This is a genomic window from Pseudomonas sp. RGM2987 (assembly GCF_022952855.1).
GTDB lineage: Bacteria > Pseudomonadota > Gammaproteobacteria > Pseudomonadales > Pseudomonadaceae > Aquipseudomonas.
Window position 1 is genome coordinate 18,325 of the sequence record NZ_JALJDX010000207.1, and the last position, 25,972, is coordinate 44,296.

Genomic DNA, 25,972 nt, shown 5'->3' on the forward strand with positions numbered 1-25,972 from the left:
TTAAATCAATAACTGCTTTGCGGGAGGCTGGCGATGATCGAGCGATAGCTGTTCATCCGTTGCTGCTGCACGCGACCGTCTTCCAGCGCCTTGAGCAAGGCGCAGCCGGGCTCGCGGTCGTGCTTGCAATCGCGGAAGCGGCAAGTGCCGATCAGGTCGTTGAACTCGATGAATCCAGCCTCGACATCTGCCCGGCTGACGTGGCCCAAACCGAATTCGCGGATGCCCGGGGAGTCGATCAGCTCGCCGCCGCGGGGGAAGTGGAACAAGCGCGCGGTGGTGGTGGTGTGGGTACCCTGGCCGGACAGCTCGGACAGCGGCCCGACACGAGTCTCGACTTCCGGCAGCAGGCTGTTGACCAGCGACGACTTGCCGACGCCGGACTGGCCGACGAACACGCTGATGCGCCCGTCCAGCTGCTGTTGCAGTTGCTCCATGCCGTTGCCGTGGTGGGCCGAGACTTCCAGCACCGGGTAACCCAACTGCCGATAGACCGACAGCAGCGCATTCAGCGCCGGCGCGTTGTGTTCGTCGATCAGGTCGAATTTGTTGAGCAGCAACAACGGGCGGATGCCGGCGTGTTCGGCGGCCACCAGGTAGCGGTCGATCAGGTTGGCATGGGGCTCGGGGAGCGGGGCGAACACAATCACGATCATGTCGACATTGGCGGCCACGGGCTTGAGCTGGCCGCGGCTGTCCGGACGGCACAGCTCGGTGTGACGCGGCAATTGCGCGACGATCACGCCGATACCCTGGTTGCCGGCCCGCCAGACCACCTGGTCGCCGGTGACCAGTGCCGGGAGGTTGGCGCGCAGGTGGCAGCGGAACACCTGGCCAGCCAGCTCGCCTTCGCGGGCCTCGACCTCGACCTGCACGCCGAAGTGGGCGATCACCAGCCCGGTCTGTTCAGGGCCCAGGTCGCCGCCTTCCAGGGCTTCGACAGCACTGGATTCGCGTTTGGCGGCACGTGCGGCGCGCTCGCCCTGGATCTTTTCGATGCGCCAGTTTTGACGACGATTGAGTTGGCGTTTGGCCATGGGTGTTCCGTATGAATAATGCAGCGATTAGGTAAAACGGCCGCGAGTTTAGCACGCCGAGGGGCTTGCCTTGGGTTTGTACGAGAAGTCGCCGAGCGGCGATCAGACAAGGCGAAAACAGGCGAGGAAGTGGAGTCTACTGATTGTAAATGAGCATTCCGAGCCTGTTTTCAACGCAGTATGATCGTCGCGTAGGCACTTCTCGTACAAAGCCTAGGCTAAACTGCGCAGCTACTCCGAGGAGCCCTTCCTATGCAAAACCCGCAGAACCTGATCTGGATCGACCTGGAAATGACCGGTCTGAATCCTGATACCGACGTCATCATCGAAATGGCCACCATCGTCACCGACAGTGACCTCAACACCCTGGCCGAAGGCCCGGTGATCGCCATCCATCACAGCGATGAGATCCTGGCCGGCATGGATGAATGGAACACCCGCCAGCACGGCGGCTCGGGCCTGACCCAGCGGGTACGCGAGAGCAAAGTCAGCATGGCCGAGGCCGAGGCCCAGACCATCGCGTTCCTGGAACAATGGGTACCCAAGGGCAAGTCGCCGATCTGCGGCAACAGCATCTGCCAGGACCGGCGCTTCCTGTATACCCACATGAAATCCCTGGAAAGCTACTTCCATTACCGCAACCTGGACGTCTCCACTCTCAAGGAACTGGCCGCGCGCTGGGCGCCGGAAGTGCGCGACAGCTTCAAGAAGGGCGGCAGCCACCTGGCCCTGGACGACATCCGCGAGTCCATCGCCGAGTTGCAGCATTACCGCAAGCACTTCATCAAGTTCTAAGACGCTGCGGCAAGAGCGCTTTTTGTGGCGAGGGGATTTATCCCCGCTGGGTTGCGCAGCAACCCTCAAACCTGACGCCTCGCTGTGTCAGGTTGGCCAGGGGAGCGGCTGCATGGGGCTGCTGCGCAGCCCAACGGGGATAAATCCCCTCGCCACAGTTCTGTATTTGCAGGGTCGATGATCGCCCTCTTTTGGTGCCTGCTCGAAATGGCTAGACTGCGCGCCTTCCCGTTAGGACCGCCATCATGCTGTTGATGCTCTATCTGATCGCCATCACCGCCGAAGCCATGACCGGCGCACTGTCCGCCGGGCGGCGGGGCATGGACTGGTTCGGCGTAGTGCTGATCGCCTGCGTCACGGCGCTGGGTGGCGGCTCGGTGCGTGACGTGCTGCTCGGGCATTACCCGCTGACCTGGGTCAAGCACCCGGAATACCTGGTGCTGACCACGGCGGCGGCGATGCTGACGGTGTTCCTGGCGCGCTGGATGCGTCACCTGCGCTCGCTGTTCCTGGTGCTCGACGCCGTGGGCCTGGTGGCCTTCACCCTGATCGGTTGCATGACCGCCCTGGAAATGGGCCACGGCATGCTGGTGGCGTCGGTCAGTGGTGTGATCACCGGCGTGTTCGGCGGCATCCTGCGCGACATCTTCTGCAACGATATTCCGCTGATCTTCCGTCGCGAGCTGTATGCCAGCGTCTCGTTTGCCGCCGCGTGGTGCTATCTGCTGTGCGTGTACCTGCAATTGCCCAGCGAACAGGCGATTCTCATCACCTTGTTCGGCGGTTTCCTGCTAAGGCTGCTGGCGATCCGCTTTCATTGGGAGATGCCGAAGTTCGTCTACAACGACGAAGTCTGACGCTCGGCGTGCTGGCGCAGCGCCCACTCCACGTGTTCGCGCACCAGTTCCGACGGATAATCACGCCGCGCCTCCAGGGCCTGCATCACCGGGATGGTTGACGGTGCGTTGCCCAAGCCCACCGCCAGGTTGCGCAGCCAGCGCTCGTAACCGGCGCGGCGCAGCGGCGAGCCTTCGGTGCTGCTGAGGAATTTTTCCTCGTCCCACAGAAACAGCTCGGCCAGACCGGCATTGTCCAGGTTGTGTCGCGGTTTGAAATCGCTTTCTGCCGAGGGGCGGGCGAAGCGGTTCCACGGGCAGACGATCTGGCAGTCATCGCAGCCGAATACCCGGTTGCCGATCAGCGGCCGCAATTCTTCGGGGATGGCGCTCTTCAGTTCGATGGTCAGGTAGGAAATGCAGCGGCGGGCATCCAGCACGTAGGGCCCGACGAAAGCGTTCGTAGGACAGATGTCCAGGCACGCGGTGCATTTTCCACAGTGTTCGCTGGCCTGGGGCGGGTCCACTGGCAATGGCAGGTCGACAAACAGTTCGCTCAGGAAGAAGTAACTGCCGGCCTTGCGGTTCAGCACCAGGGTGTTTTTGCCGATCCAGCCCAGTCCGGCCTGTTCGGCGATGGCTTTCTCCAGCACCGGTGCGCTGTCGACGAAGGCGCGATAGCCGAAAGGGCCGATGGCTGCCTGGATTTTTTCTGCCAGTTGTTGCACGCGTTTACGGATCAATTTGTGGTAATCGCGGCCCAACGCATAACGCGAGACGTAGGCTTTTTCCGGTTGGCCGAGCATTTGCGCCATGTGCGTGTCGCCCGGCAGGTAGTCCATGCGCAGGGACACCACCCGCAACGTGCCCGGCACCAGTTCCTCGGGGTGCGAGCGTTTGCTGCCGTGGGCGCCCATGTAGTCCATCTCGCCGTGGTAGCCGGCCTCGAGCCAGCGTTGCAGGTGTTGCTCATGCTCGGCGAGGTCCAGGCCGCTGATGCCGACCTGCTGGAAACCCAGCTCGCGGCCCCAGTCCTTGATGGATTGGGCGAGGGCGGGCAGGTCGGTGGGAATGGCAGGCATGAGGCGAGAGAAACCGGAGCTGAGATGCGTATAATTCTGCCAGACATCGGAGCCCGAAGACGCATGCCGCACACTAAAGATGATTTTCCCGACGCGCTGTACAGCGCTGCGCAGGTCCGGGCCCTCGATGCGCAACTGATCGCGGCGGGCACGGCCGGTTTTGAATTGATGCAGCGCGCCGCCCGCGCCACCTGGCGGGCCATCGTGCGGCGCTGGCCGGATGCCGACGAGTTGACGGTGCTGGCCGGGCATGGCAACAACGCTGGCGACGGTTACCTGGTGGCGACCCTGGCCCGGCGCGCCGGCTGGTCGGTGCGGGTGCTGACGGTGGGCGAGCCGCGGCGATTGCAGGGCGATGCGGCCAATGCCCACGCCGAGGCGGTCGCCGTGGGCGTGCCGGTAGAGCCGTGGTCGGATGAGTCACCCATGCGCGGTGTGTTGCTGGACGCCTTGCTTGGCACCGGCTTGAGCGGCGAGGTCCGCGAGCCCTATATCCGCGCCATCGACACGATCAATGTCAGCGGCCTGCCGGTTGCGGCGGTGGATATCCCTTCGGGCTTGTGTGCCGACACCGGCCGGGTGCTGGGTACGGCGGTCTCGGCTGACCTGACCGTGACCTTTATTGGCTTGAAGCTGGGGCTGTTCACGGGCGAGGCGGCGGATCGGGTCGGTGAACTGGTGTTCAACGACCTGCACGCCGATCCTGACCTCATCGAAGCGGCGCCGGCCTGCGCTCGATTGCTCCTGCCGAGCAATCTCCCACGTCTGGTGCCGCGCCCTGCCACGTCCCACAAAGGCAAGTTCGGCCATGTGCTGTTGATCGGCGGCGACCGGGGCTTCGGCGGCGCCATCCAGATGAGTGCCGAAAGCGCGTTGCGCTGCGGTGCCGGCATGATTTCCATGGCGACCCGCAGCGAACACGTACCGGCCGCATTGACCCGGCTGCCGGAAGTGATGGTGCAGGGCTCCGGCTCGGCAAACCAGTTGATGGGGTTGCTGCAGCAGGCCAGTGTGCTGGTGGTCGGGCCGGGCCTGGGCCAGGCGGCCTGGGGGCGCAGTCTGCTGTCGGCAGCAGCCGATGCGCCACTGCCCCAGGTGTGGGACGCCGATGCGCTGAACCTGCTCGGCAGCGGTGCGGTCAGTCTGCCTGAGCAATGTGTCATCACCCCGCACCCGGGCGAGGCGGCGCGGCTGCTGGAGATATCCACCGCCCAGGTGCAGGCTGATCGTCCGGCGGCGGCCCACGCCCTGAGCCAGAAATACGCCGCCACGGTGATTCTCAAGGGCGCCGGCAGCCTGATTGCCAGCCCGGATGGTCGCCTGGCGGTTTGCGCTCAGGGCCATCCGGCCATGGCCACCGCCGGCCTGGGGGATGTACTGGCCGGCGTGGTCGGCGCCTTGTTGGCCCAGGGCATGGAACATTTCGAGGCTGCGTGCCTGGCGGTCTGGCTGCACGCCAACGCCGGCACCCAGGTCGGTCGGGCGGGCCGGGGGCTGGCGGCCACCGATCTGATCCCGGCCATTCGTCAGTTGTTGGAGGAGCATTCACCGTGTCTGAAGTAACCCTGTACGTGGCGGACGAACCTGCCATGACGGAACTGGGTGCCCGCATCGCGCGCATCACCGCAGGCCATGGCCTGATATTTCTCGAAGGCGATCTCGGCGCGGGGAAAACCACCCTGTCCCGGGGCATTATCCGCGGCCTTGGGCACATTGGCTCGGTCAAGAGCCCGACCTTCACCCTGGTCGAGCCCTACGAGATCGGCGACATTCGCGCTTTCCATTTCGACCTGTACCGACTGGTGGACCCCGAAGAGCTGGAATTCCTGGGTATCCGCGATTATTTCGAAGATGACGCACTGTGCCTGATCGAATGGCCCCGCAAGGGTGCAGGCTTTTTGCCAAAGCCTGACCTGACCATTACCATTGGCGCGCATAACGGCGGGCGTTCGCTGAAACTGACGCCGCAAGGCTCGCGTGGCGAGTCGTGGTGTGCCGCTTTGGCATTGGAAAACTAATTGATGATGGGGTTTGGTATGCGCTTTCGCGCGGTGGTTGCTGTCGTAGGACTGTTGCTTACGGCACTGGCCGTCGATGCTGTGGCTGAGACGAAGGTCAACAGCGTTCGCCTCTGGCGGGCGCCGGACAACACGCGCCTGGTGTTCGACCTGACGGGCCCGGTGCAACACAGCGTATTCACCCTGACCGCCCCGGATCGCCTGGTGATCGACATCAATGGTGCGTCCCTTGGCGCGCCGTTGAACGTGGCGACCGCCAACACGCCGATCACTGCGATGCGTTCGGCCCAGCGCACGCCGACCGACCTGCGGGTGGTCATCGACCTGAAGAAGGCCGTGACCCCGAAAAGCTTCACCCTGGCCCCGAACGCCCAGTATGGCAATCGGCTGGTGGTGGATCTGTTCGACAACCCGGCCGATGCCGCGCCGCCACCTCCACCGCCGACCAATGTCGCCACGGTGCCGGCGGTACCGGTCACCCCGTCTGAACCGGCGATCAAGCTGCCACCGGCCCCGGCCGGCAAGCGTGACATCATCGTGGTGATCGACGCCGGTCACGGCGGTGAAGACCCGGGAGCCTCGGGCTCGCGCGGGCAGCGGGAAAAAGACGTGGTGCTGTCCATTGCTCGTGAGCTGCAACGCCAGGTCAACGGCATGAAAGGCTTCCGCGCCGAGCTGACCCGCACCGGCGACTATTTCATTCCATTGCGCGGCCGTACCGAAATCGCCCGCAAGAAAGGCGCCGACCTGTTCGTCTCCATTCACGCCGACGCCGCGCCTTCGGCAGCGGCCTTCGGTGCCTCGGTGTTTGCCCTGTCCGACCGTGGGGCCACTTCCGAGACCGCCCGCTGGCTGGCCGACAGCGAAAACCGTTCCGACCTGATCGGTGGGGCCGGCAACGTCAGCCTCGACGACAAGGACCGGATGCTCGCCGGTGTGCTGCTCGACCTGTCGATGACCGCCTCGCTGACCTCCAGCCTCAACGTCGGCCAGAAAGTCCTGAGCAACATCGGCCGCGTCACGCCGTTGCACAAGCAGCGTGTCGAGCAGGCCGGGTTCATGGTGCTGAAGTCGCCGGATATCCCGTCGATCCTGGTGGAAACCGGCTTCATCTCCAACTCCAACGAAGCGTCCAAACTGTCGTCGTCCAGCCACCAGCAGGCGCTCGCTCGTTCCATCAGCAGCGGCGTGCGGCAGTTCTTCCAACAGAACCCGCCGCCCGGCACCTACATCGCCTGGCTGCGTGATTCCGGCAAGATCGCCCAAGGCCCGCGGGACCATCGGGTCAGCCCGGGCGAAACCCTGGCGATGATTGCCGTGCGCTACCAGGTATCGCCTGCCACCTTGCGCAGCGCCAATAACCTCAAGAGCGACGAACTCAAGATCGGCCAGACCCTGACGATTCCGGGCAACGAAGTGGCGTCCAAAGAATGAGCAATGAAGTGATCGGCAGCAACGCCCGCATCGAGCTGCTCAGCCCTCGGCTGGCGAACCAGATCGCCGCCGGCGAGGTGGTCGAGCGCCCGGCGTCGGTCATCAAGGAGTTGCTGGAAAACAGCCTCGATTCCGGGGCCAGGCGCATCGATGTGGACGTCGAGCAGGGCGGCGTCAAGTTGTTGCGGGTGCGCGATGATGGTGGCGGCATTTCCTCCGACGACCTGCCGCTGGCCCTGGCGCGTCACGCCACCAGCAAGATCCGCGACCTGGAGGACCTGGAGCGAGTCATGAGCCTGGGGTTCCGGGGTGAGGCGCTGGCGTCCATCAGTTCGGTGTCGCGCCTGACGCTCACCTCGCGCACCCGCGACGCCGACCAGGCCTGGCAGGTCGAGACCGAGGGCCGGGACATGGCCTCGCGCGTCCAGCCGGCGGCGCACCCGGTGGGCACTTCGGTGGAAGTACGCGACCTGTTTTTCAATACTCCGGCCCGGCGCAAGTTTCTCAAGGCCGAGAAAACCGAATTCGATCACCTGCAAGAAGTCATCAAGCGCCTGGCCCTGGCGCGTTTTGACGTGGCCTTCCATTTGCGCCACAACGGCAAGACCATCCTCAGCCTGCACGAGGCCCAGGACGATGCGGCCCGTGCCCGGCGCGTGGGGGCAGTGTGTGGCGCGGGGTTCCTCGAGCAGGCCTTGCCCATCGAGGTGGAGCGCAATGGCCTGCATCTGTGGGGTTGGGTCGGGTTGCCGACCTTTTCCCGCAGCCAGGCGGACTTGCAGTATTTCTACGTGAATGGCCGGGCGGTGCGCGACAAACTGGTGGCCCACGCGGTGCGCCAGGCGTATCGCGATGTGCTGTTCAATGGTCGGCATCCGACGTTCGTGCTGTTTTTCGAAGTCGACCCAGCCGTGGTGGACGTCAACGTGCACCCGACCAAGCACGAAGTGCGATTCCGGGACGGGCGCATGGTCCACGATTTTCTCTACGGCACCTTGCACCGCGCCTTGGGCGACGTGCGCCCGGAAGACCAACTGGCGGCGCCGGCTGCGGTGGCCGGCATGGTCCGGCCGACCGGGCTTGAGGCCGGCGAGTTCGGGCCGCAAGGTGAGATGCGCCTGGCGGCCAATGCCTTGCTGGAACAACCCCAGCCCCAGCCGAGCTACAACACCGCAGGCAGCGGTGCGGGCAGTGGCTATCAGTATCAATACACCCCGCGCCCGCAGTCGAACGTGCCGGCCGCCGAGGCCCAGGCGGCCTATCGCGAATTCTTCAAGCCCTTGCCTGAAAGCGCTGCGCCCGCGTTGCCTGATGGCCAGGGCGATATCCCGCCGCTGGGCTACGCCCTGGCGCAACTCAAAGGCATCTACATTCTTTCGGAAAACGCCCAGGGCCTGGTGCTGGTAGACATGCACGCCGCCCATGAGCGGATCATGTACGAGCGGCTGAAAATCGCCATGGCCAGCGAAGGCTTGAGTGGCCAGCCGCTGCTGGTGCCTGAATCCCTGGCCGTCAGCCAGCGCGAAGCCGATTGCGCCGAAGAACACGTGAGCTGGTTTCAGCGCCTGGGCTTCGAGCTGCAACGCCTGGGCCCGGAAACCCTGGCGATCCGCCAGATCCCGGCGTTGTTGAAACAGGCCGAGGCCAACCGACTGGTCAGCGATGTGCTGGCGGACCTGATGGAATACGGCACCAGCGACCGGATCCAGGCGCACCTGAACGAGCTGCTTGGCACAATGGCCTGCCACGGTGCGATTCGCGCCAACCGACGCCTGGCCCTGCCGGAAATGAACGGCCTGCTGCGGGACATGGAAAACACCGAGCGCAGCGGTCAATGCAACCATGGCCGGCCGACCTGGACCCAATTGGGCCTGGACGACCTGGACAAACTGTTTTTGCGCGGTCGTTGATGAGCCAGTTGCCTCCGGCGATTTTCCTGATGGGCCCGACTGCGGCGGGCAAGACCGACCTGGCCATCGAGCTGACCAAAGTCCTGCCCTGCGAGCTGATCAGCGTCGATTCCGCGCTGGTCTACCGGGGCATGGACATCGGCACGGCCAAGCCGTCCAAGGCGCTGCTGGCCGAATTCCCTCACCGCCTGATCGATATCCTCGATCCGGCCGAAGCCTATTCGGCGGCGGATTTTCGTCGTGATGCGCTCCAGGCCATGGCCGAGATCACCGCGCGGGGCAAGATCCCGCTGCTGGTGGGCGGCACCATGCTGTATTACAAGGCGTTGGTCGACGGTCTGGCGGACATGCCGGCGGCCGACCCCGAGGTGCGCGCGCAGATCGAAGAGGAGGCTGCGCGCCTTGGCTGGCAAGCCCTGCACGAACAATTGGCGGCGATCGACCCGGAGTCGGCGGCGCGTATCCACCCCAACGATCCGCAGCGGCTCAGCCGGGCGCTGGAGGTTTATCGGGTCAGCGGCCTGAGCATGACGGCCCTGCGCCAGCGACAATCTGCGCAAAGTACTGAAGCAGCCGCTTCGGGACTGCAACAATTGCCCTATACTGTCGCGAATCTGGCCATCGCTCCGGCGAACCGGCAAGTGCTGCACCGGCGAATTGAACAAAGATTCACTTTAATGTTGGAACAGGGATTCATCGACGAGGTCGTAGCCCTGCGTGAGCGAAGTGACCTGCATGCCGGGTTGCCGTCTATACGTGCTGTGGGTTACCGACAGGTCTGGGATTACCTGGACGGCAAGCTGACGTCAGCCGAGATGCAGGAGCGTGGGATCATTGCCACGCGCCAATTGGCGAAGCGCCAGTTCACCTGGCTGCGCAGCTGGACTGACCTGCATTGGCTCGACAGTCTCGATTGCGACAATCTGCCACGCGCCTTGAAATACCTTCGGACCATCTCCATATTGAGCTGAGTCCTTGCAATTGCCGTCTATCCTTGGGGGTGTGACGGCCCAAGCCATCTGATTCCGATTTTTATTATTGATCCTTAAAGGAGTGCGGCACATGTCAAAAGGGCATTCGCTACAAGACCCTTACTTGAACACTTTACGTAAAGAAAAAGTTGGGGTGTCCATCTATCTGGTCAACGGGATCAAACTGCAAGGCACGATCGAGTCTTTCGACCAGTTCGTCATCCTTCTGAAAAACACCGTCAGCCAGATGGTCTACAAGCACGCGATCTCGACCGTCGTGCCGGTCCGTCCGATTCGTCTGCCTAGCGCAACCGAATCCGAAGGCGGCGACGCTGAGCCGGGTAACGCCTGATAGGAGTCTCCTTTGTTCTTTGAGCGCCACGGTGGTGGTGAACGGGCCATTCTCGTTCACTTGGATGGACAGGACCCTGAGGCGCGCGAAGATCCGCAGGAGTTTCAGGAACTGGCACTGTCGGCCGGCGCCGATACCGTCGCGTTTTTCAACGTGCCGCGTCATCGGCCAACCGCCAAGTTCCTGATCGGCAGTGGCAAGGTCGAGGAGTTGCGCGACCTGGTCAAGGCCGAGCACGTCGACCTGGTGATTTTCAATCACATCCTCACGCCCAGTCAGGAACGTAACCTCGAACGTGTCTTCGAGTGTCGCGTGATCGACCGGACCGGGCTGATTCTCGACATCTTCGCCCAACGCGCCCGCACCCATGAAGGCAAGCTCCAGGTCGAACTGGCCCAGCTTGAGCACATGAGTACGCGGCTGGTTCGCGGCTGGACTCACCTTGAGCGGCAGAAGGGCGGTATCGGTCTGCGCGGCCCGGGTGAAACCCAGCTGGAAACCGACCGGCGCCTGCTGCGGGTCCGCCTGCGCCAGATCAAGGGGCGGCTGGAGAAGGTCCGCAGCCAGCGCGAGCAGTCGCGTCGCGGTCGCAAGCGCGCCGATATCCCGACGGTTTCACTGGTGGGTTATACCAACGCCGGCAAATCGACCCTGTTCAACAACGTGACCCAGTCCGACGTCTACGCCGCCGACCAGTTGTTCGCCACGCTCGACCCGACCCTGCGCCGGCTCGACCTGGACGACCTCGGGCCGATCGTGCTGGCCGACACCGTGGGTTTCATCCGTCACTTGCCGCATAAGCTGGTCGAGGCTTTCCGGGCTACGCTCGAAGAGTCGAGCAATTCCGACCTGCTGCTGCACGTGATCGATGCCGCCGAGCCGGACCGGATGCTGCAGATCGAGCAGGTGATGGTGGTGCTGGGCGAGATCGGGGCCCAGGACTTGCCGATCCTCGAGGTATACAACAAACTCGATTTGCTCGAAGGCGTGGAGCCGCAGATCCAGCGCGATGCCGACGGCAAGCCGCAGCGGGTCTGGCTGTCGGCCCGCGACGGTACTGGCCTGGACCTGCTCAAGCAGGCCGTGGCCGAGTTGTTGGGTGACGACCTGTTCGTCGGCACCCTGAAGTTGCCGCAACGTTTCGCCCGGCTGCGCGCCCAGTTCTTCGAGCTGGGGGCGGTGCAGCAGGAACAGCACGACGAGGAAGGCACCTGCCTGCTGGCCGTGCGCCTGCCCCGGTCGGAGTTGAACCGCCTGGTCAGTCGCGAAGGGCTGGAACCGGCGGAGTTCATCGAGCAACACACTTTGCAATAAAAGCCTGAGAAAGCGGTGTCAGGCATTCTGTAGCATTGGTCGGCGCGCCGTGGGTGCGTCTTTGCTTTATCAGATGGAGAGCGCTATGGCTTGGAATGAGCCGGGTGGCAACTCGAATAACCAGGATCCCTGGGGCGGCAAGCGTCGTAACAACGGCGACCGCAAGGGGCCACCGGATCTCGATGAGGCCTTCCGCAAGCTGCAGGAAAGCCTGAACGGTTTGTTCGGTGGTGGTAAGAAACGCGGTGACGATGGCGGCGGTCGTCCGGGCAAGGGCGGCGGTTTCGGCCTGCTCGGCATCGGTCTTGTCGTGCTCGCGGCTGTCTGGCTGTACAGCGCCGTGTATGTCGTGGACGAGCAGGAGCAGGCCGTGGTGCTGCGCTTCGGCAAGTATTACGAGACGGTTGGTCCGGGCCTGAACATCTACTTCCCGCCAATCGATCAGAAGTACATGGAAAACGTCACGCGCGAGCGTGCCTACACCAAGCAGGGCCAGATGCTCACCGAAGATGAGAACATCGTCGAAGTGCCGCTGACCGTGCAGTACAAGATCACCAACCTGCAGGACTTCGTGCTGAACGTCGACCAGCCGGAAATCAGCCTGCAACACGCAACCGAAAGCGCCCTGCGCCATGTGGTGGGTTCCACCGCCATGGACCAGGTGCTGACCGAAGGCCGTGAACTGATGGCCAGCGAGATCAAGGAGCGCCTGCAACGGTTCCTCGACACCTATCGCACCGGCATCACCGTGACCCAGGTCAACGTGCAGAGCGCCGCGGCACCGCGTGAAGTCCAGGAAGCCTTCGATGACGTGATCCGCGCCCGTGAAGACGAGCAGCGTTCACGCAACCAGGCCGAAACCTATGCCAACGGCGTCGTGCCGGAAGCCCGTGGCCAGGCCCAGCGGATCATCGAGGACGCCAACGGTTACCGCGACGAAGTGGTCTCCCGTGCCAAGGGTGAGGCCGATCGCTTCACCAAGCTGGTGGCCGAGTATCGCAAGGCCCCTGAGGTGACCCGTCAGCGCCTGTACCTGGACACCATGCAGGAAGTCTTCAGCAACACCAGCAAGGTCCTCGTGACCGGCAACAAGAACGGCCAGAGCAATCTGCTGTACCTGCCGCTGGACAAGATGGTCGAGGGCGGTCGCAATACCAGCACGCCGCCGACCGGCAGCACGGCGGCCGCCAGCAATGAAGCCAATGCCCGTGCGGCGGCGGACCTGCAGCAACAGCAAGCACGTACCAGGGAGAGTCGCTGATGAGCAATAAATCACTGATCGCCCTTATTGTCGGTGTCGTCGTGGCGATCGCTGCCTGGAACTGCTTCTACATCGTGGCTCAGACCGAGCGCGCGGTGTTGCTGCAATTCGGTCGCGTGGTCCAGGCGGATGTCCAGCCTGGCCTGCATGTGAAGGTGCCGTACGTCAACAAGGTGCGCAAGTTCGACGCTCGCCTGATGACGCTGGATGCGCCGACGCAACGCTTCCTGACGCTGGAAAAGAAAGCCGTGATGGTGGATGCCTATGCCAAGTGGCGCGTGAAGGATGCCGAGCGCTTCTACACCGCGACGTCCGGCCTGAAGCAGATTGCCGACGAGCGCTTGTCCCGTCGCCTGGAATCGGGCCTGCGTGACCAGTTCGGTAAGCGCACGCTGCATGAAGTGGTGTCCGGTGAGCGTGATGCGCTCATGGCCGACATCACCCGTTCGCTGAACACGATGGCGGAAAAGGAGCTGGGTATCGAAGTGGTCGATGTCCGGGTCAAGGCCATCGACCTGCCGAAGGAAGTGAACCGCAGCGTGTTCGAGCGGATGAGCACCGAGCGCGAGCGTGAAGCCCGCGAGCACCGCGCCAAGGGTAACGAGCTGGCCGAGGGCATTCGTGCCGACGCCGATCGCCAACGTCGCGTGCTGCTGGCTGAAGCCTATCGTGAATCGGAAGAGGTTCGCGGTGATGGCGACGCCCAGTCCGCCGCGATCTACGCCAAGGCCTACGGCCAGGACCAGGAGTTCTACGCGTTCTACCGTAGCCTGCGTGCCTACCGTGAAAGCTTCGCGAACAAATCCGACGTATTGGTCCTGGACCCAAGCAGCGACTTCTTCCATTACCTGGAGAAGGCCAAGCCTTGATACGGCGTTGACCTTGGGGCACTCCGCCCGGCGGCTAAAGCGTCGGGCGGGGTGATCCTTTGGGAAAACGTGTGTATGATGCGGCAGCCGGGAAATTCCCGGCTTTTTTGCGTCTGCACGTTCGATTGCGGTTCAAGTGGCAGGCGTCGGGTTGAACGACTCGACAGGTTTTTCGAGGAAAGTGCCGGACGAGGCCGATTGCAGGCCATTCGTCACGTCGCTCTTGCGCGTGTTTAACCCATGGGGTGCGCATGACGCAGGCATTTTCTGCTTCACTCAAGGCTTGCCCGAGGGCTGGCCGCCCGGACCATAGGGGAATGGCGTAATGGCAACGGTAGACCGCTGGCTGCTGCCAGATGGCATCGAAGAAGTACTGCCACCGGAAGCTGCGCGTATCGAAGTAGCGCGTCGGCAGGTGTTGGATCTGTTCCAGAGCTGGGGTTACGAATTCGTCGTTACCCCGCATATCGAGTACCTGGAATCCCTGCTGACCGGCGCGGGCCAGGACCTGGATCTGCGCACCTTCAAGGTTATCGACCCGCAGTCGGGCCGGCAGATGGGCTTTAGGGCCGACATCACGCCGCAAGTGGCGCGCATCGACGCCCACACCCTGCGCCGCGAAGGCCCCAACCGCCTGTGCTATGCCGGCAGTGTGCTGCACGCCCAGCCGCGGGCCTTGTCATCGTCGCGCAGCCCGATCCAGCTGGGCGCCGAGTTGTATGGCGACGCCAGCCCGAGCAGCGACGTAGAAGTCATCAGCCTGATGTTGGCCATGTTGCAACTGGCTGACGTGCCGGATGTCCACATGGACCTGGGGCATGTCGGCATCTACCGCGGCCTGGCCCGCGCGGCCGGTTTGTCCGGCGAAGTGGAACAACAGTTGTTCGACGCCCTGCAACGCAAGGCCATTGACGAAGTCATCAGCCTGACCGAAGGCTTGCCGGCAGACCTGTCGGGCATGCTGCGGGCGCTGGTGGACCTGTGTGGCGGGCGTGAGGTGCTGGAGGCTGCCCGTGAGCGCCTGGCCCAGGCGCCGGCGCCGGTATTGGCGGCGCTGGACGACTTGCTGGCCATTGCCGAGCGGCTGTCGGTGCGCTTCCCCGAGCTGCCGTTGTATTTCGACCTGGGTGAGTTGCGCGGTTATCACTACCACACCGGTGTCGTGTTTGCGGTCTTCGTACCGGGCGTGGGCCAGTCCATCGCCCAGGGCGGTCGCTATGACGATATCGGCGCCGACTTCGGTCGCGCCCGTCCGGCCACCGGCTTCTCTACCGATTTGAAAACCCTGGTGACCCTGGGGCGTGCTGAAATCGAGCTACCGTCCGGCGGTATCTGGATGCCTGACAGTACGGATGCGGCACTCTGGCAGACGGTCTGCCAGTTGCGCAGTGAGGGTCAGCGAGTCGTCCAGGCTTTGCCTGGGCAACCCGTGGCCGCCGCCCGTGAAGCGGACTGCGACCGGCAATTGATTCAGCAGAATGGGCTTTGGCAAGTATTGCCGCTGGCTTCTTGAGTTTTCCCGCCGGCCGTGGCCGGCACCAAGTTTGCGCGAATGAGGACAAGTGTTATGGGTAAGAATGTCGTAGTCCTGGGCACCCAGTGGGGTGATGAGGGCAAAGGCAAGATCGTTGATCTGCTGACCGAACATGCTGCCGCCGTAGTGCGCTACCAGGGTGGCCACAACGCAGGCCACACGCTGGTGATCGACGGTGAAAAAACCGTCCTGCACCTGATTCCGTCCGGCGTACTGCGCGAAGGCGTCCAGTGCCTGATCGGCAACGGTGTGGTGGTGGCTCCCGACGCCTTGCTGCGGGAAATCATCAAGCTGGAAGAAAAAGGCGTACCGGTGCGCGAGCGCCTGCGTATCAGCCCGTCCTGCCCGCTGATCCTGTCCTATCACGTCGCGCTGGACCAGGCCCGTGAAAAGGCCCGTGGCGAGCTGAAGATCGGCACCACCGGTCGCGGCATCGGCCCGGCCTACGAAGACAAGGTGGCCCGTCGCGGCCTGCGCATCGGCGACCTGTTCCACCGCGAGCGCTTCGCCGCCAAGCTGGGTGAGTTGCTGGACTACCACAACTTCGTCCTGGTCAATTACTACAAAGAACCGGCCATCGACTTCCAGAAAACCCTGGACGAGTGCATGGAGTACGCCGAGCTGCTCAAGCCGATGATGCTCGACGTCACCGCCGAGCTGCACGAGCTGCGTCGCGCCGGCAAGGACATCATGTTCGAAGGTGCCCAGGGTTCGTTGCTGGACATCGACCACGGGACCTACCCGTACGTCACCAGCTCCAACACCACCGCCGGCGGCATCGCCACTGGTTCGGGTTTCGGCCCGATGTACCTGGACTACATCCTGGGCATCACCAAGGCCTACACCACGCGCGTCGGATCGGGCCCGTTCCCGACTGAGCTGTTCGACGACGTCGGTGCATTCCTGGCCAAGCGTGGCCACGAGTTCGGCGCCACCACCGGCCGTGCCCGTCGTTGCGGCTGGTTCGATGCCGTCATCCTGCGTCGCGCCATCGACGTCAACAGCATCTCGGGCCTGTGCCTGACCAAGCTGGACGTGCTGGACGGTCTGGAAACCATCAACATCTGCGTGGGCTACAAGAACCAGGACGGCGCTGTCATCGACGCACCGACCGACGCCGACAGCTACATCGGCCTGGAGCCGGTGTACGAGCAGATGCCAGGCTGGGCTGAATCGACCGTGGGCGCCAAGACCCTGGAAGAGCTGCCGGTGGCGGCCCGCAACTACATCAAGCGCGTCGAAGAGCTGGTCGGTGCGCCGATCGACATTATTTCGACGGGGCCGGACCGCAACGAAACCATCGTTCTGCGCCATCCGTTCGGCTGATAAGTCGTTGATGTAAAAAACAAAGGACCCTTGTTTGGGTCCTTTGTCGTTTCTGCCGGCCCGGCGGCACGACACTTGCTGTGAATGTCCATTACAGGCACCTCTTGACGAGTGCCATCAAATTAATGGCGTTTGCTAGAGGGATTTCCCGTGTCGGCTGTTCTCTCATTGTTACAAAGCCGTTTGCTGCGGCCGGTGTTCGTTACCCTTGGTATCGCCCTTTTGGTGCAGGTGCTGGTGGCTGTCGCGCTGACCCGAAGCACGGTCACGGCCCTCGAGGCGGACCTCGGTTCGCGGCTGGGGGCTGACAGTCAGAAGCTCTCGGCTGAGCTGGAACAGGCCGGGCGCGAAGTCACCTCAAGCCTGGACAGTCTGTCCGCCAATACCCGTCAGCGCCTGAATGCCGGGCTTTCTGCCCGTCTGAAGGATGAACAGGCGCAGCTGCGTGGCACCCTGGAAAAGGACTTGCGCGATTCCGCCAATGATATGGCGCAACTCCTGGCCTCCGTCGCACCCCGCGCCATGTGGGACAACGACGTCCCTACGCTGTCCGAGTTCGCCCGTCGCGCCCAGCGCAATCCCAACGTGCTGTTCGTCATTTACGACGACGCTGCCGGTGAGCACCTGACCCGCTACCTGAACCGGGAAAACCCGATCAACAAGGCCTTGCTGGAAAAGGGCAAGGGCGAGCGGGCGTTGGACAAAGTGCTGGATGCGGCGAAGAGCGATCCATCGGTGTATTACCTGGAAGCCTCGATCAACCCCAACGGCGTGGAGATCGGCAAGGTCTTGATGGGCGTCTCCACGGCGTCCGTGGAGACCGACCTGGAGGCGCTGGACCAGCGCTTCGCGGCTCTGATTGCCAGCAGCGACCAGTTGGTCGGTGACAGCCTCAAGGGGGCTGCGGCCGACAGCGCCACCGCCATGCGCGGCCGCCTGCAATCGGCGCAGGCCACCGCCACGCAGATGCAGACCAACACCGCCAGCACCGTGCAGGAAGCTGCCAGTACCTTACGCTGGCGCATCGGCCTGGGCCTGGCGCTGGTGGGCTTTGGTGTGTTGCTGCTGTTGGCCGTGGTCCTGGGGCGCCGGGTGGTCAACCGCCTGAAGCTGTTGATCGCGGCGATGAATGATCTGGCGGCGGGCGAGGGTGACTTGACCAAGCGCGTGCAAATCAGCAGCAAGGACGAAATCGGCGACATGGCCTCGGCGGTCAATCGCTTTGTGGATAAGTTGCAGCCCATCGTGCGCGAGGCAGGCGATGTCGCCCAGCGCACCGGTGTGGAAATCGGCGCGATGACTTTGCGTAACTCCGGCGCCGATGCCGCGGCCGGGATGCAGCGCGATGAGGTGGCCGAGAGCCTGCGTGCGCTGTCGCAAATGGCCGATGAGGCGCAATCGGAAAGCCAGGCCATGCAGGCGGCCTTGCAACAAGTGGTGGAGATTCGCCAGGCCACCGACGAAAACACCCGGACCTCGGCCAAGGTCAGCGGTTTGATCGAGGCACTGGCCGGACAGGTGGACACCGGGGCAAAAGTTATCGAGCGGCTGGCGCAGCAGAGCGAGCAGATCGAAGTGGTATTGACGGTGATCCACGGCATCGCCGAGCAGACCAACCTACTGGCCTTGAACGCGGCCATCGAAGCCGCGCGGGCCGGGGAAACCGGGCGTGGCTTTGCGGTGGTGGCCGATGAGGTGCGGGCGTTGGCGAGCAAGACCCAAAGCTCCACGGGCGACATCCAGGCGCATATCGTGGCGTTGCAGCAAGGCGCTCGCGAAGCGGTGGCGGCGATTGGCCAGGCCGGGCGCCAGGCCAACGAGGGCTTGCTGGTGCTGCGTGACAGCGCGCGTTTGCAGCAATCGGTGCAGACCTCCGTGGAGCAGGTGCACGCGGCCATCGGTCTTGCGACCCAGGCGGCAGCCCATCAGGCCCAGGGCGCGCAAGCGGTGCGCGGAAGAGTGGAAACCATCCACGTCCAGGCTGAGAAAGCCGCCCAGGCCGTGGTCGAGACCACTGCCAGCGGCAAGGTGCTGGACGGCCTGGCGGCGCAGTTGAAAGCGAGCCTGGGGCAGTTCAGGGCTTGATCGTTGCCCGGGCTGACCTCATCGCGAGCAGGCTCGCTCCCACAGCTGTCCTCGAGTGTGTACTCGGGCCAATGTGGGAGCGAGCCTGCTCGCGATAGCCATTTCAGCGGTCCAGATACATCCGCGTCGTCAGCAAATAAACCGGCAACCCCGACACCACGATCAGCAGCGCCGCATAAGGCGCTGCGGCCGCGAACTCCACGTTCGAGGTATGAGCCCAGACAGCCGTCGCCAACGTGTTGAGCCCGGTTGGACTCAGCAGCAGCGTGGCGGTCAGCTCCTTCATGGCATCCAGGAACACCAGCGCGAACGCGGCGCCCAGCGCCGGGAAGATGATCGGCAGGGTCACCCGGCAAAAAGCACTGAACGAAGACGCGCCCAAGGTGCGGGCCGCCTCCTCCAGCTGCGGTGCGGCTTTGTTCAAGGCAGTGCGCACCGGGGCCTGGGCCAGCGGCAGGAACAGCAGTGCATAGGCGATCAGCAGCAAACCTGAGGTCTGGTACAGCGCCGGCACATAGTGCAGCGCGAAATACACCAGGCTCAGGGCGATCACCAGTCCCGGCAGCGCGTGCAGCAGATAGGGCAGGCGTTCGGCCCACACGGCCAGCCGGCCCTTGTAGCGCACCACCAGCAGGCCCACCGGCACGGCCAGTACCAGGCAGAGCGCGGCGCCGCCAAGTGACAGCGCCAGCGACGACAGCAACGCCTCGCTGATCTCGCCGATCGGGAACGCGGCGGAAGTGCCGACCAGCAGCCAATACACCAGCATCCCCAAGGGAATACCGCTGCCGATCACCGTCAGGAGCAGGCAGTACGCCTGGCCGAGAAGGGCCCAAGGTCCCAGTCGCACTTGTTCGGCCTGACGCGCCGCGCCCTGGCCGGTGCGCACATGGCGCCCCTTGCCTCGCACCCGCAACTCCAGCCAGAGCAGAATCAGGCACAGCACCAGCAAGACCGCCGACAGCATGGCCGCGTTGGCGTTGCTGAATTCCAGCTCGAACTGCTGGTAGATGGCGGTGGTGAAGGTTTGCAGGCCGATGATCGACAGTGCGCCGAACTCCACCAGCATGTGCAATGCAATCAGCAACGAGCCGGCCAGCAACGAGGGCCAGAGCAGCGGAAGCGTGACCCGAAAGAACACGCCCCAGCGGTTCTGCCCCAGGGTGCGGGCGGATTCTTCCAGGGATGGGTCCAGGTTGCGCAACGTGGCTGCCACCGGAAGAAAGATCAGCGGGTACTTCGACAGGCTCATCACCAGGATCGCCCCGCCCAGGCCTTCGAACTGCGCGCTGAGGGACACCCAGGTGAAACTGCTGACAAACGCCGGCACCGCGAACGGCAGGCAGAGGATCACCCCCCATACCCGGCGTCCGGGTAGATTGCTGCGCTCCAGCAACCAGGCCAGGGACAGCCCGATGACGCCGCAGGCCAGTGTGACGCCGAGCATCAACGCCAGGGTGTTGCGCAGCAACCCGAACACATACGGTCGCCATAGCAGATGCAGGGCCTCGGCCCAGCCCGCTTGCCAGGCCTTTGTTGCCACGTAGAGCAGGGGCAACGCGCTCAGCAGCACCAGCAACGCCACCGGCAACAACAGGCCGATGGGCGGGCGCTTGCGTCGGGGCAGATACCCAGCCGCCATGGACGGAGCGTTCAGCGATGTCGCCATCAGTTCAGGCCGACTTCGCGTTCCAGCTCCAACGCTTCTTCGGCGTTGCCCAGGTCGGCCGGGGTGACTTTCGGTGGTTCCAGCTCACTGAATGGCTTGAGGCCGCGATCCGACACCATGCCCTTGTGCAGCGGGTATTCGGCGGACGTCTGGGTGATCACCCGCTGGCCTTCTTCGCTGGCCATATAGGCAAGCAATTGCTGGGCTTGCTCGGGGTGTTTGCTGGACTTCAAGGCCGCGGCGCTGGACACCGTCACCAGCCCGCCGGCATCGCCGCCGGTGAAATAATGCAGTTTGGAAGCGAGCTGGCCTTTCTCTCGCTGCAAGGCGAACCAGTAATAGTTATTCACCAGCACAGCCGCCACTTCGCCGTTTTCCACAGCCTTGAGAGCGACCATGTTGTTGCTGTAGACCTTGCCGAAGGCGCGCAGCCCGGTGAGCCATTCCTCGGCGGCTTCCATTCCATGCAGTTTGATGATGGCAACGGCCTGTTCCTGGAATGCGCCGCTGGTCGGTACGAAGCCGACCTTGCCTTGCCATTGCGGCTGGGCAAAATCGAGGACGGTCTTGGGCAGGTCTTTTTCGTCGACCCGTTTCGGGTTGTAGGCCACCACGCGCACGCGGGCGGTCACCCCCATCCAGGTGCCATTGCCAGCGACATAATCCTTGGGCAGCACATTCAGGGTGGCGTCGTCGATTTTCGCCAGCAGGCCTTGTTCGCCAAGTTTGTTCAGGGGCGGTGACTCTTCGGTGTAGATCACATCGGCGGGGGAGCGCTCGCCTTCTTCGACCACCTGGCTGGCCAGTTGATTGCTGCTGCCTTTGCGCACATTGACGTGGATGCCGGTCTTGGCTTCGAAGGCCTTGGCCAGCGCGTCGCCGACTTCCTTGTGCTGGCCGTTGTAGAGGGTCAGTTCCACCTTGTCGGCGGCATGGGCGAGGGGTGTTGCGAGGGCCAGGCCGAGCAGGGTGCAGTTGAGCGCGCGGCGCAGGGTGGTTCCAGACATCATTCGCAGGGTTCCTCACTGTCGTGTAGCAAAAACTTGTAACAATGATAAACGATATTGTTTCTCATGTGCGTCTGGATGTCCTGGGGGGGAGATGCGGGTCCCGTGGCGAGGGAGCTCGCTCCCGCTGGGCTACGAAGTAGCCCCAAAGGCTAAAGGCCCATCAGGCGAGCTAGGCAAGGAGGACTTCGTCCTGGTGCGCCAGCCCGGTCCAGCGGGAGCAAGCGCCCTCGCCACAGATACTGGTAAGCAAACCCCAGAAACGCAAAAACCCGCTTTCGCGGGTTTCTGTGAGGATTCAAGGTCTTGACCTTGAAGCTTGAATTGGTGCCCAGAAGAAGACTCGAACTTCCACGACCTTGCGGTCACCAGCACCTGAAGCTGGCGTGTCTACCAATTTCACCATCTGGGCAGCATCTTCAGCGTTGCCGCTGTCGATGTGGCGCACTATACGGAGCGCATTTTGATCTGTAAACCCCTGTTTTTGTTTTAGTAATTACCAAAACGAAATTGCCGGGGCCGTAAACGAAAAAACCCGCTTTCGCGGGTTTTCGTTAAGCTGGCAGGTCGACAACCTGCTGCTTGAAATTGGTGCCCAGAAGAAGACTCGAACTTCCACGACCTTGCGGTCACCAGCACCTGAAGCTGGCGTGTCTACCAATTTCACCATCTGGGCAGTATCGGCAACGTGTGTACGTCGTCGATGGCGCGCACTATACGGAGCGTGTTTTTAACTGTAAACCCCTCCCGACAAAAAAACCTGGAAATTTCACCAGCGGCGCGATCACAGGCTTCAAAGGATGGTCGAAGAGCTTCAGAAAGAGGATTCAGGCGCCTGAAATTTCCCGTTTCATTAAGCCTATGCCAAACTAACCCGCATATAGACAAGGTGAAAACTCTCTAATGGCCGATTGGCAGTCCCTCGATCCCGAGGCCGCTCGTGAAGCGGAAAAATATGAAAACCCTATTCCTAGCCGCGAACTGATCCTGGCGCATCTCGCCGATCGGGGTTCGCCTGCTAGCCGCGAGCAACTGGTCGAAGAATTCGGTCTGACCACCGAAGACCAGCTCGAAGCCCTGCGCCGCCGTCTGCGTGCCATGGAACGCGACGCCCAGCTCATCTACACCCGCCGTGGCACCTATGCGCCGGTGGACAAGCTCGACCTGATCCTGGGCCGCATCGCCGGTCACCGCGACGGTTTCGGCTTCCTGATCCCGGATGACGGCAGTGACGACCTGTTCATGAGCCCGGCGCAGATGCGCCTGGTGTTCGACGGTGACCGGGCCCTGGCCCGGGTGTCCGGCCTGGATCGACGTGGTCGTCGCGAAGGCGTGATCGTCGAAGTGGTGTCCCGCGCCCACGAAACCATCGTTGGCCGTTACTTCGAAGAAGGTGGCATCGGTTTTGTCGTCGCCGACAATCCGAAGATCCAGCAGGAAGTGCTGGTGACCCCGGGCCGCAATGCCAACGCCAAGGTCGGTCAGTTCGTCGAGGTGAAGATCACCCACTGGCCAACCCCACGCTTCCAGCCGCAAGGTGACGTGGTGGAAGTGGTCGGCAACTATATGGCGCCGGGCATGGAGATCGACGTTGCCCTGCGCACCTATGACATCCCGCACGTATGGCCTGAAGCGGTCCTCAAAGAGGCCGCCAAGCTCAAGCCGGAAGTCGAGGAAAAGGACAAAGAGAAGCGCATCGATCTGCGTCACCTGCCGTTCGTCACTATCGACGGCGAGGACGCCCGTGACTTCGACGACGCCGTCTATTGCGAAGCCCGTCCGGGCAAGCTGCGCCTGTTCTCCGGTGGCTGGAAGCTGTACGTGGCGATCGCCGACGTTTCCAGCTACGTGAAGCTCGGTTCGGCGCTGGACGCCGAGGCCCAGGTGCGTGGCAACTCGGTGTACTTCCCCGAGCGCGTCGTGCCGATGCTGCCTGAAGAGTTGTCCAACGGCCTGTGCTCGCTCAATCCCCATGTCGACCGCCTGGCCATGGTTTGCGAGATGACTATCTCCAAGTCCGGCGAAATGACCGACTACTGCTTCTACGAAGCGGTGATCCACTCCCATGCCCGCCTGACCTACAACAAGGTCAGCGCGATGCTCGAGACGCCGAAACTGGCCGAATCGCGCAAACTGCGCGGTGAATACAACGAGGTGTTGCCGGATCTCAAGCAGCTCTATGCGTTATACAAGGTGCTGCTGGCGGCTCGTCATGTCCGTGGCGCGATTGATTTCGAGACCCAGGAAACACGGATCATCTTCGGTTCCGAGCGCAAGATCGCCGAAATCCGTCCGACCGTGCGTAACGACGCGCACAAGTTGATCGAGGAATGCATGCTGGCGGCCAACGTGGCTACCGCCGAATTCCTGAAGAAGCACGAGATTCCTGCGTTGTACCGGGTCCATGACGGCCCGCCGCCGGAGCGCCTGGAAAAACTGCGGGCATTCCTCGGTGAGCTCGGCCTGTCCTTGCATAAAGGTAAGGAAGGTCCGTCGCCGAAGGACTACCAGGCCCTGCTGGCGAGCATCAAGGACCGTCCGGATTTCCACCTGATCCAGACCGTCATGCTGCGTTCGTTGAGCCAGGCGGTGTACAGCGCGGACAATCAGGGCCACTTCGGCCTGAATTACGAAGCCTATACCCACTTCACTTCGCCGATCCGCCGCTACCCCGACCTGCTCACGCACCGGGCGATCCGCAGCGTGATCCATTCGAAGATGAACACCCCGCACGTCAAGCGTGCCGGTGCGATGACCATTCCGAAGGCGCGGATCTATCCGTACGACGAGGCGGCGCTGGAGCAACTCGGCGAGCAGTGCTCGATGAGCGAGCGGCGTGCCGACGAAGCGACTCGCGACGTGGTGAACTGGCTCAAGTGCGAATACATGAAGGATCGCGTGGGTGAGTCGTTCCCGGGCGTGATCACGGCCGTGACCGGTTTCGGCCTGTTCGTCGAGCTGACCGATATCTACGTCGAAGGCCTGGTGCATGTCACCGCGCTGCCGGGCGATTACTACCACTTCGACCCTGTGCATCACCGCCTGGCGGGCGAGCGCACCGGTCGCAGCTTCCGTCTGGGCGATACCGTTGAAGTGCGGGTGATGCGCGTCGACCTGGACGAGCGCAAGATCGACTTCGAGATGGCGGAAAAAACCATCAGCGCGCCAATCGGCCGCAAGAAGCGCGGTACCGAAACTTCTGCACCTGCGGCCAAGGCTGCTGCGGAGCCTGCTTCGTCCAAGTCCGGGCGTCGTGGTCCGGCCAAGGAAAAAGCCGGCGAAGCCTATCGTCCGAGCGATGCCGCGGCGAAAAACGCCGAAGTGCGCAAAAGCCGTGAAATGAAACAAGCGTTGCTGGCGGAAGCCAAGAAAGGCGGCAAGGCCGCGTCGGGGACAAAGGCCGAGCGGTCAGCCCCGGACAGTGCCCACAGCAAACCGAGTAAACACCGTAAAGGCCCGCCGAAAGCGGGCTCGGCCCCGGCCAAAAGTGGCGGGGCGCGTAAACCCAAGGCCAAGTCATGAGTCAGTTGGAAAAAATCTACGGTGTGCACGCCGTGGAAGCGTTGCTGCGTCATCACCCCAAGCGGGTCAAGCAGATCTGGTTGGCCGAAGGCCGCAGCGAGCCGCGGGTCCAGACCCTGGTCGAACTGGCCAACGAAAACCGCGTGGCCATCGGCCAGGCGGAACGGCGCGAGATGGATGCCTGGGTCGAAGGCGTCCACCAGGGCGTCGTGGCTGAAGTCAGCCCAAGCCAGGTCTGGGGCGAGGCGATGCTTGACGAGTTGCTCGACCGCACCGAAGGCGCGCCCTTGCTGCTGGTGCTGGACGGCGTGACCGATCCCCACAACCTCGGCGCCTGCCTGCGTTCGGCGGACGCCGCCGGGGCCTTGGCGGTGATCGTGCCCAAGGACAAGTCGGCGACCTTGACGCCGGTGGTGCGTAAAGTCGCCTGCGGCGCTGCGGAAGTCATCCCTCTGGTGGCCGTGACCAACCTGGCCCGCACCCTGGAAAAACTTCAGCAGCGTGGCTTGTGGATCGTCGGCACGGCGGGCGAGGCCGAGGTCAACATTTATGACCAGGACCTCACCGGCCCGACCATCCTGATCATGGGCGCCGAAGGCAAAGGCATGCGCCGCCTGACTCGCGAGCATTGCGATTACCTGGTCAAGCTGCCGATGGCCGGCAGCGTCAGCAGCCTCAACGTCTCGGTCGCGACCGGGGTGTGCCTGTTCGAGGCGCTGCGCCAGCGTGGGGCGAAGGCGGCTGCCAAGAAACCTTAAGGCCAAGCCCAATCAAACTGTGGGAGCGGGCTTGCTCGCGAATGCGGACTATCATTCAGCCGATGTGTTGACTGTCAGACCGCTTTCGCGAGCAAGCCCGCTCCCACAGTGGTTTGTGTTGGCGCGCGGATTGTGACTGTTCAAATAATCACCAATTTCCTTGCGCCGCCCTCGGCCCTTCTCTACAATTGC

21 protein-coding genes and 2 tRNA genes are annotated in these 25,972 nt (G+C 63.2%); 16 read left to right on the plus strand and 7 right to left on the minus strand.

Annotated elements, in window-relative coordinates:
• Positions 1–5: 5 nt before the first annotated feature.
• Positions 6–1,037: a small ribosomal subunit biogenesis GTPase RsgA gene (rsgA, locus tag RGM2987_RS17820; protein ID WP_245143754.1), complete on the minus strand. Its 1,032-nt coding sequence runs from the start codon at positions 1,035–1,037 to the stop codon at positions 6–8.
• Positions 1,038–1,289: 252 nt separating this feature from the next.
• Here rsgA and orn point away from each other — a divergent pair, with 252 nt between their 5' ends.
• Both orn and RGM2987_RS17830 read left to right on the plus strand, forming a co-directional pair.
• Entirely contained in the window at positions 1,290–1,832 is a 543-nt protein-coding gene (orn, locus tag RGM2987_RS17825; protein ID WP_245143756.1) for an oligoribonuclease, read from the plus strand.
• 242 nt (positions 1,833–2,074) lie between these two features.
• Entirely contained in the window at positions 2,075–2,689 is a 615-nt protein-coding gene (locus tag RGM2987_RS17830) for a trimeric intracellular cation channel family protein (RefSeq protein WP_245143859.1), read from the plus strand.
• On the opposite strand, the gene queG is transcribed toward RGM2987_RS17830, so the two are convergent.
• On the minus strand, positions 2,671–3,750 hold the full coding sequence (gene queG, locus RGM2987_RS17835) for a tRNA epoxyqueuosine(34) reductase QueG (RefSeq protein WP_245143758.1): 1,080 nt from the start codon (positions 3,748–3,750) through the stop codon (positions 2,671–2,673). The two genes, RGM2987_RS17830 and queG, sit on opposite strands and share 19 nt — an antisense overlap.
• A gap of 63 nt (positions 3,751–3,813) precedes the next feature.
• On the opposite strand from queG, the gene RGM2987_RS17840 reads away from it, so the two are divergent.
• From RGM2987_RS17840 to hflC, 9 genes are all read left to right on the plus strand, one after another.
• On the plus strand, positions 3,814–5,313 hold the full coding sequence (locus tag RGM2987_RS17840; protein WP_245143761.1) for an NAD(P)H-hydrate dehydratase: 1,500 nt from the start codon (positions 3,814–3,816) through the stop codon (positions 5,311–5,313).
• The gene (tsaE, locus tag RGM2987_RS17845) at positions 5,301–5,768 is read left to right on the plus strand and encodes a tRNA (adenosine(37)-N6)-threonylcarbamoyltransferase complex ATPase subunit type 1 TsaE (protein ID WP_245143763.1); all 468 of its coding nucleotides are present in this window, start codon (positions 5,301–5,303) and stop codon (positions 5,766–5,768) included. The genes RGM2987_RS17840 and tsaE overlap by 13 nt, the downstream gene beginning before the upstream one ends.
• Positions 5,769–5,771: 3 nt before the next feature.
• Positions 5,772–7,202: an N-acetylmuramoyl-L-alanine amidase gene (locus tag RGM2987_RS17850; RefSeq protein WP_280639975.1), complete on the plus strand. Its 1,431-nt coding sequence runs from the start codon at positions 5,772–5,774 to the stop codon at positions 7,200–7,202.
• Complete coding sequence (gene mutL / locus RGM2987_RS17855; protein WP_245143765.1) at positions 7,199–9,112, plus strand: DNA mismatch repair endonuclease MutL; 1,914 nt, start codon at positions 7,199–7,201, stop codon at positions 9,110–9,112. The genes RGM2987_RS17850 and mutL overlap by 4 nt, the downstream gene beginning before the upstream one ends.
• Complete coding sequence (miaA, locus tag RGM2987_RS17860; RefSeq protein ID WP_245143767.1) at positions 9,112–10,083, plus strand: tRNA (adenosine(37)-N6)-dimethylallyltransferase MiaA; 972 nt, start codon at positions 9,112–9,114, stop codon at positions 10,081–10,083. Before mutL ends, miaA begins: the two co-directional genes overlap by 1 nt.
• A gap of 91 nt (positions 10,084–10,174) precedes the next feature.
• Positions 10,175–10,435, plus strand: a complete 261-nt coding sequence (hfq, locus tag RGM2987_RS17865) for an RNA chaperone Hfq (protein ID WP_003186419.1) — start codon at positions 10,175–10,177, stop codon at positions 10,433–10,435.
• 12 nt (positions 10,436–10,447) lie between these two features.
• Entirely contained in the window at positions 10,448–11,749 is a 1,302-nt protein-coding gene (gene hflX / locus RGM2987_RS17870) for a ribosome rescue GTPase HflX (RefSeq protein WP_245143773.1), read from the plus strand.
• 85 nt (positions 11,750–11,834) lie between these two features.
• Complete coding sequence (gene hflK / locus RGM2987_RS17875) at positions 11,835–13,010, plus strand: FtsH protease activity modulator HflK (RefSeq protein ID WP_245143775.1); 1,176 nt, start codon at positions 11,835–11,837, stop codon at positions 13,008–13,010.
• The gene (hflC, locus tag RGM2987_RS17880; protein ID WP_245143778.1) at positions 13,010–13,879 is read left to right on the plus strand and encodes a protease modulator HflC; all 870 of its coding nucleotides are present in this window, start codon (positions 13,010–13,012) and stop codon (positions 13,877–13,879) included. The genes hflK and hflC overlap by 1 nt, the downstream gene beginning before the upstream one ends.
• A 132-nt stretch (positions 13,880–14,011) precedes the next feature.
• Here the strand turns inward: hflC and RGM2987_RS27555 are convergent, their stop codons facing one another.
• Positions 14,012–14,143 carry a hypothetical protein gene (locus tag RGM2987_RS27555; protein ID WP_280639976.1) on the minus strand — a complete coding sequence of 44 codons (132 nt, stop codon included), beginning with the start codon at positions 14,141–14,143 and terminating at the stop codon, positions 14,012–14,014.
• A gap of 61 nt (positions 14,144–14,204) precedes the next feature.
• Between RGM2987_RS27555 and RGM2987_RS17885 the strand changes: the two genes are divergently transcribed.
• From RGM2987_RS17885 to RGM2987_RS17895, 3 genes are all read left to right on the plus strand, one after another.
• Positions 14,205–15,392 carry an ATP phosphoribosyltransferase regulatory subunit gene (locus RGM2987_RS17885; protein ID WP_245143781.1) on the plus strand — a complete coding sequence of 396 codons (1,188 nt, stop codon included), beginning with the start codon at positions 14,205–14,207 and terminating at the stop codon, positions 15,390–15,392.
• Positions 15,393–15,446: 54 nt separating this feature from the next.
• Positions 15,447–16,739 (plus strand): adenylosuccinate synthase, encoded by a 1,293-nt coding sequence (locus RGM2987_RS17890; protein WP_245143783.1) that lies wholly within the window; start codon positions 15,447–15,449, stop codon positions 16,737–16,739.
• Positions 16,740–16,889: 150 nt separating this feature from the next.
• Positions 16,890–18,824, plus strand: coding sequence for a methyl-accepting chemotaxis protein (locus RGM2987_RS17895; RefSeq protein WP_245143785.1), 1,935 nt, complete (start codon positions 16,890–16,892; stop codon positions 18,822–18,824).
• A gap of 103 nt (positions 18,825–18,927) precedes the next feature.
• Here RGM2987_RS17895 and RGM2987_RS17900 read toward each other — a convergent pair whose 3' ends face one another.
• From RGM2987_RS17900 to RGM2987_RS17915, 4 genes are all read right to left on the minus strand, one after another.
• Positions 18,928–20,493, minus strand: a complete 1,566-nt coding sequence (locus RGM2987_RS17900; protein ID WP_245143787.1) for an iron ABC transporter permease — start codon at positions 20,491–20,493, stop codon at positions 18,928–18,930.
• Positions 20,493–21,503, minus strand: a complete 1,011-nt coding sequence (locus RGM2987_RS17905; RefSeq protein WP_245143789.1) for an extracellular solute-binding protein — start codon at positions 21,501–21,503, stop codon at positions 20,493–20,495. Before RGM2987_RS17905 ends, RGM2987_RS17900 begins: the two co-directional genes overlap by 1 nt.
• Positions 21,504–21,825: 322 nt before the next feature.
• Positions 21,826–21,912: transfer RNA gene (locus tag RGM2987_RS17910), tRNA-Leu, on the minus strand.
• 177 nt (positions 21,913–22,089) lie between these two features.
• Positions 22,090–22,176: transfer RNA gene (locus RGM2987_RS17915), tRNA-Leu, on the minus strand.
• A gap of 227 nt (positions 22,177–22,403) precedes the next feature.
• Between RGM2987_RS17915 and rnr the strand changes: the two genes are divergently transcribed.
• Positions 22,404–25,022 (plus strand): ribonuclease R, encoded by a 2,619-nt coding sequence (gene rnr / locus RGM2987_RS17920; protein WP_245143791.1) that lies wholly within the window; start codon positions 22,404–22,406, stop codon positions 25,020–25,022.
• Positions 25,019–25,780, plus strand: a complete 762-nt coding sequence (gene rlmB, locus RGM2987_RS17925; RefSeq protein WP_245143795.1) for a 23S rRNA (guanosine(2251)-2'-O)-methyltransferase RlmB — start codon at positions 25,019–25,021, stop codon at positions 25,778–25,780. Before rnr ends, rlmB begins: the two co-directional genes overlap by 4 nt.
• Positions 25,781–25,972: the final 192 nt, after the last annotated feature.

Bases quoted from the DNA above. Each gene is read 5' to 3' on its own strand.
- RGM2987_RS17850 (WP_280639975.1), top strand. From the start codon at position 5,772: ATGATGGGGTTTGGTATGCGCTTTCGCGCGGTGGTTGCTGTCGTAGGA.
- RGM2987_RS17900 (WP_245143787.1), bottom strand. From the start codon at position 20,493: ATGGCGACATCGCTGAACGCTCCGTCCATGGCGGCTGGGTATCTGCCC.
- rnr (WP_245143791.1), top strand. From the start codon at position 22,404: ATGGCCGATTGGCAGTCCCTCGATCCCGAGGCCGCTCGTGAAGCGGAA.
- mutL (WP_245143765.1), top strand. From the start codon at position 7,199: ATGAGCAATGAAGTGATCGGCAGCAACGCCCGCATCGAGCTGCTCAGC.
- miaA (WP_245143767.1), top strand. From the start codon at position 9,112: ATGAGCCAGTTGCCTCCGGCGATTTTCCTGATGGGCCCGACTGCGGCG.
- queG (WP_245143758.1), bottom strand. From the start codon at position 3,750: ATGCCTGCCATTCCCACCGACCTGCCCGCCCTCGCCCAATCCATCAAG.
- hflC (WP_245143778.1), top strand. From the start codon at position 13,010: ATGAGCAATAAATCACTGATCGCCCTTATTGTCGGTGTCGTCGTGGCG.
- RGM2987_RS17840 (WP_245143761.1), top strand. From the start codon at position 3,814: ATGCCGCACACTAAAGATGATTTTCCCGACGCGCTGTACAGCGCTGCG.
- RGM2987_RS17885 (WP_245143781.1), top strand. From the start codon at position 14,205: ATGGCAACGGTAGACCGCTGGCTGCTGCCAGATGGCATCGAAGAAGTA.
- RGM2987_RS17905 (WP_245143789.1), bottom strand. From the start codon at position 21,503: ATGATGTCTGGAACCACCCTGCGCCGCGCGCTCAACTGCACCCTGCTC.
- RGM2987_RS17890 (WP_245143783.1), top strand. From the start codon at position 15,447: ATGGGTAAGAATGTCGTAGTCCTGGGCACCCAGTGGGGTGATGAGGGC.
- orn (WP_245143756.1), top strand. From the start codon at position 1,290: ATGCAAAACCCGCAGAACCTGATCTGGATCGACCTGGAAATGACCGGT.
- rsgA (WP_245143754.1), bottom strand. From the start codon at position 1,037: ATGGCCAAACGCCAACTCAATCGTCGTCAAAACTGGCGCATCGAAAAG.
- hfq (WP_003186419.1), top strand. From the start codon at position 10,175: ATGTCAAAAGGGCATTCGCTACAAGACCCTTACTTGAACACTTTACGT.
- rlmB (WP_245143795.1), top strand. From the start codon at position 25,019: ATGAGTCAGTTGGAAAAAATCTACGGTGTGCACGCCGTGGAAGCGTTG.
- RGM2987_RS27555 (WP_280639976.1), bottom strand. From the start codon at position 14,143: ATGCCTGCGTCATGCGCACCCCATGGGTTAAACACGCGCAAGAGCGAC.
- hflK (WP_245143775.1), top strand. From the start codon at position 11,835: ATGGCTTGGAATGAGCCGGGTGGCAACTCGAATAACCAGGATCCCTGG.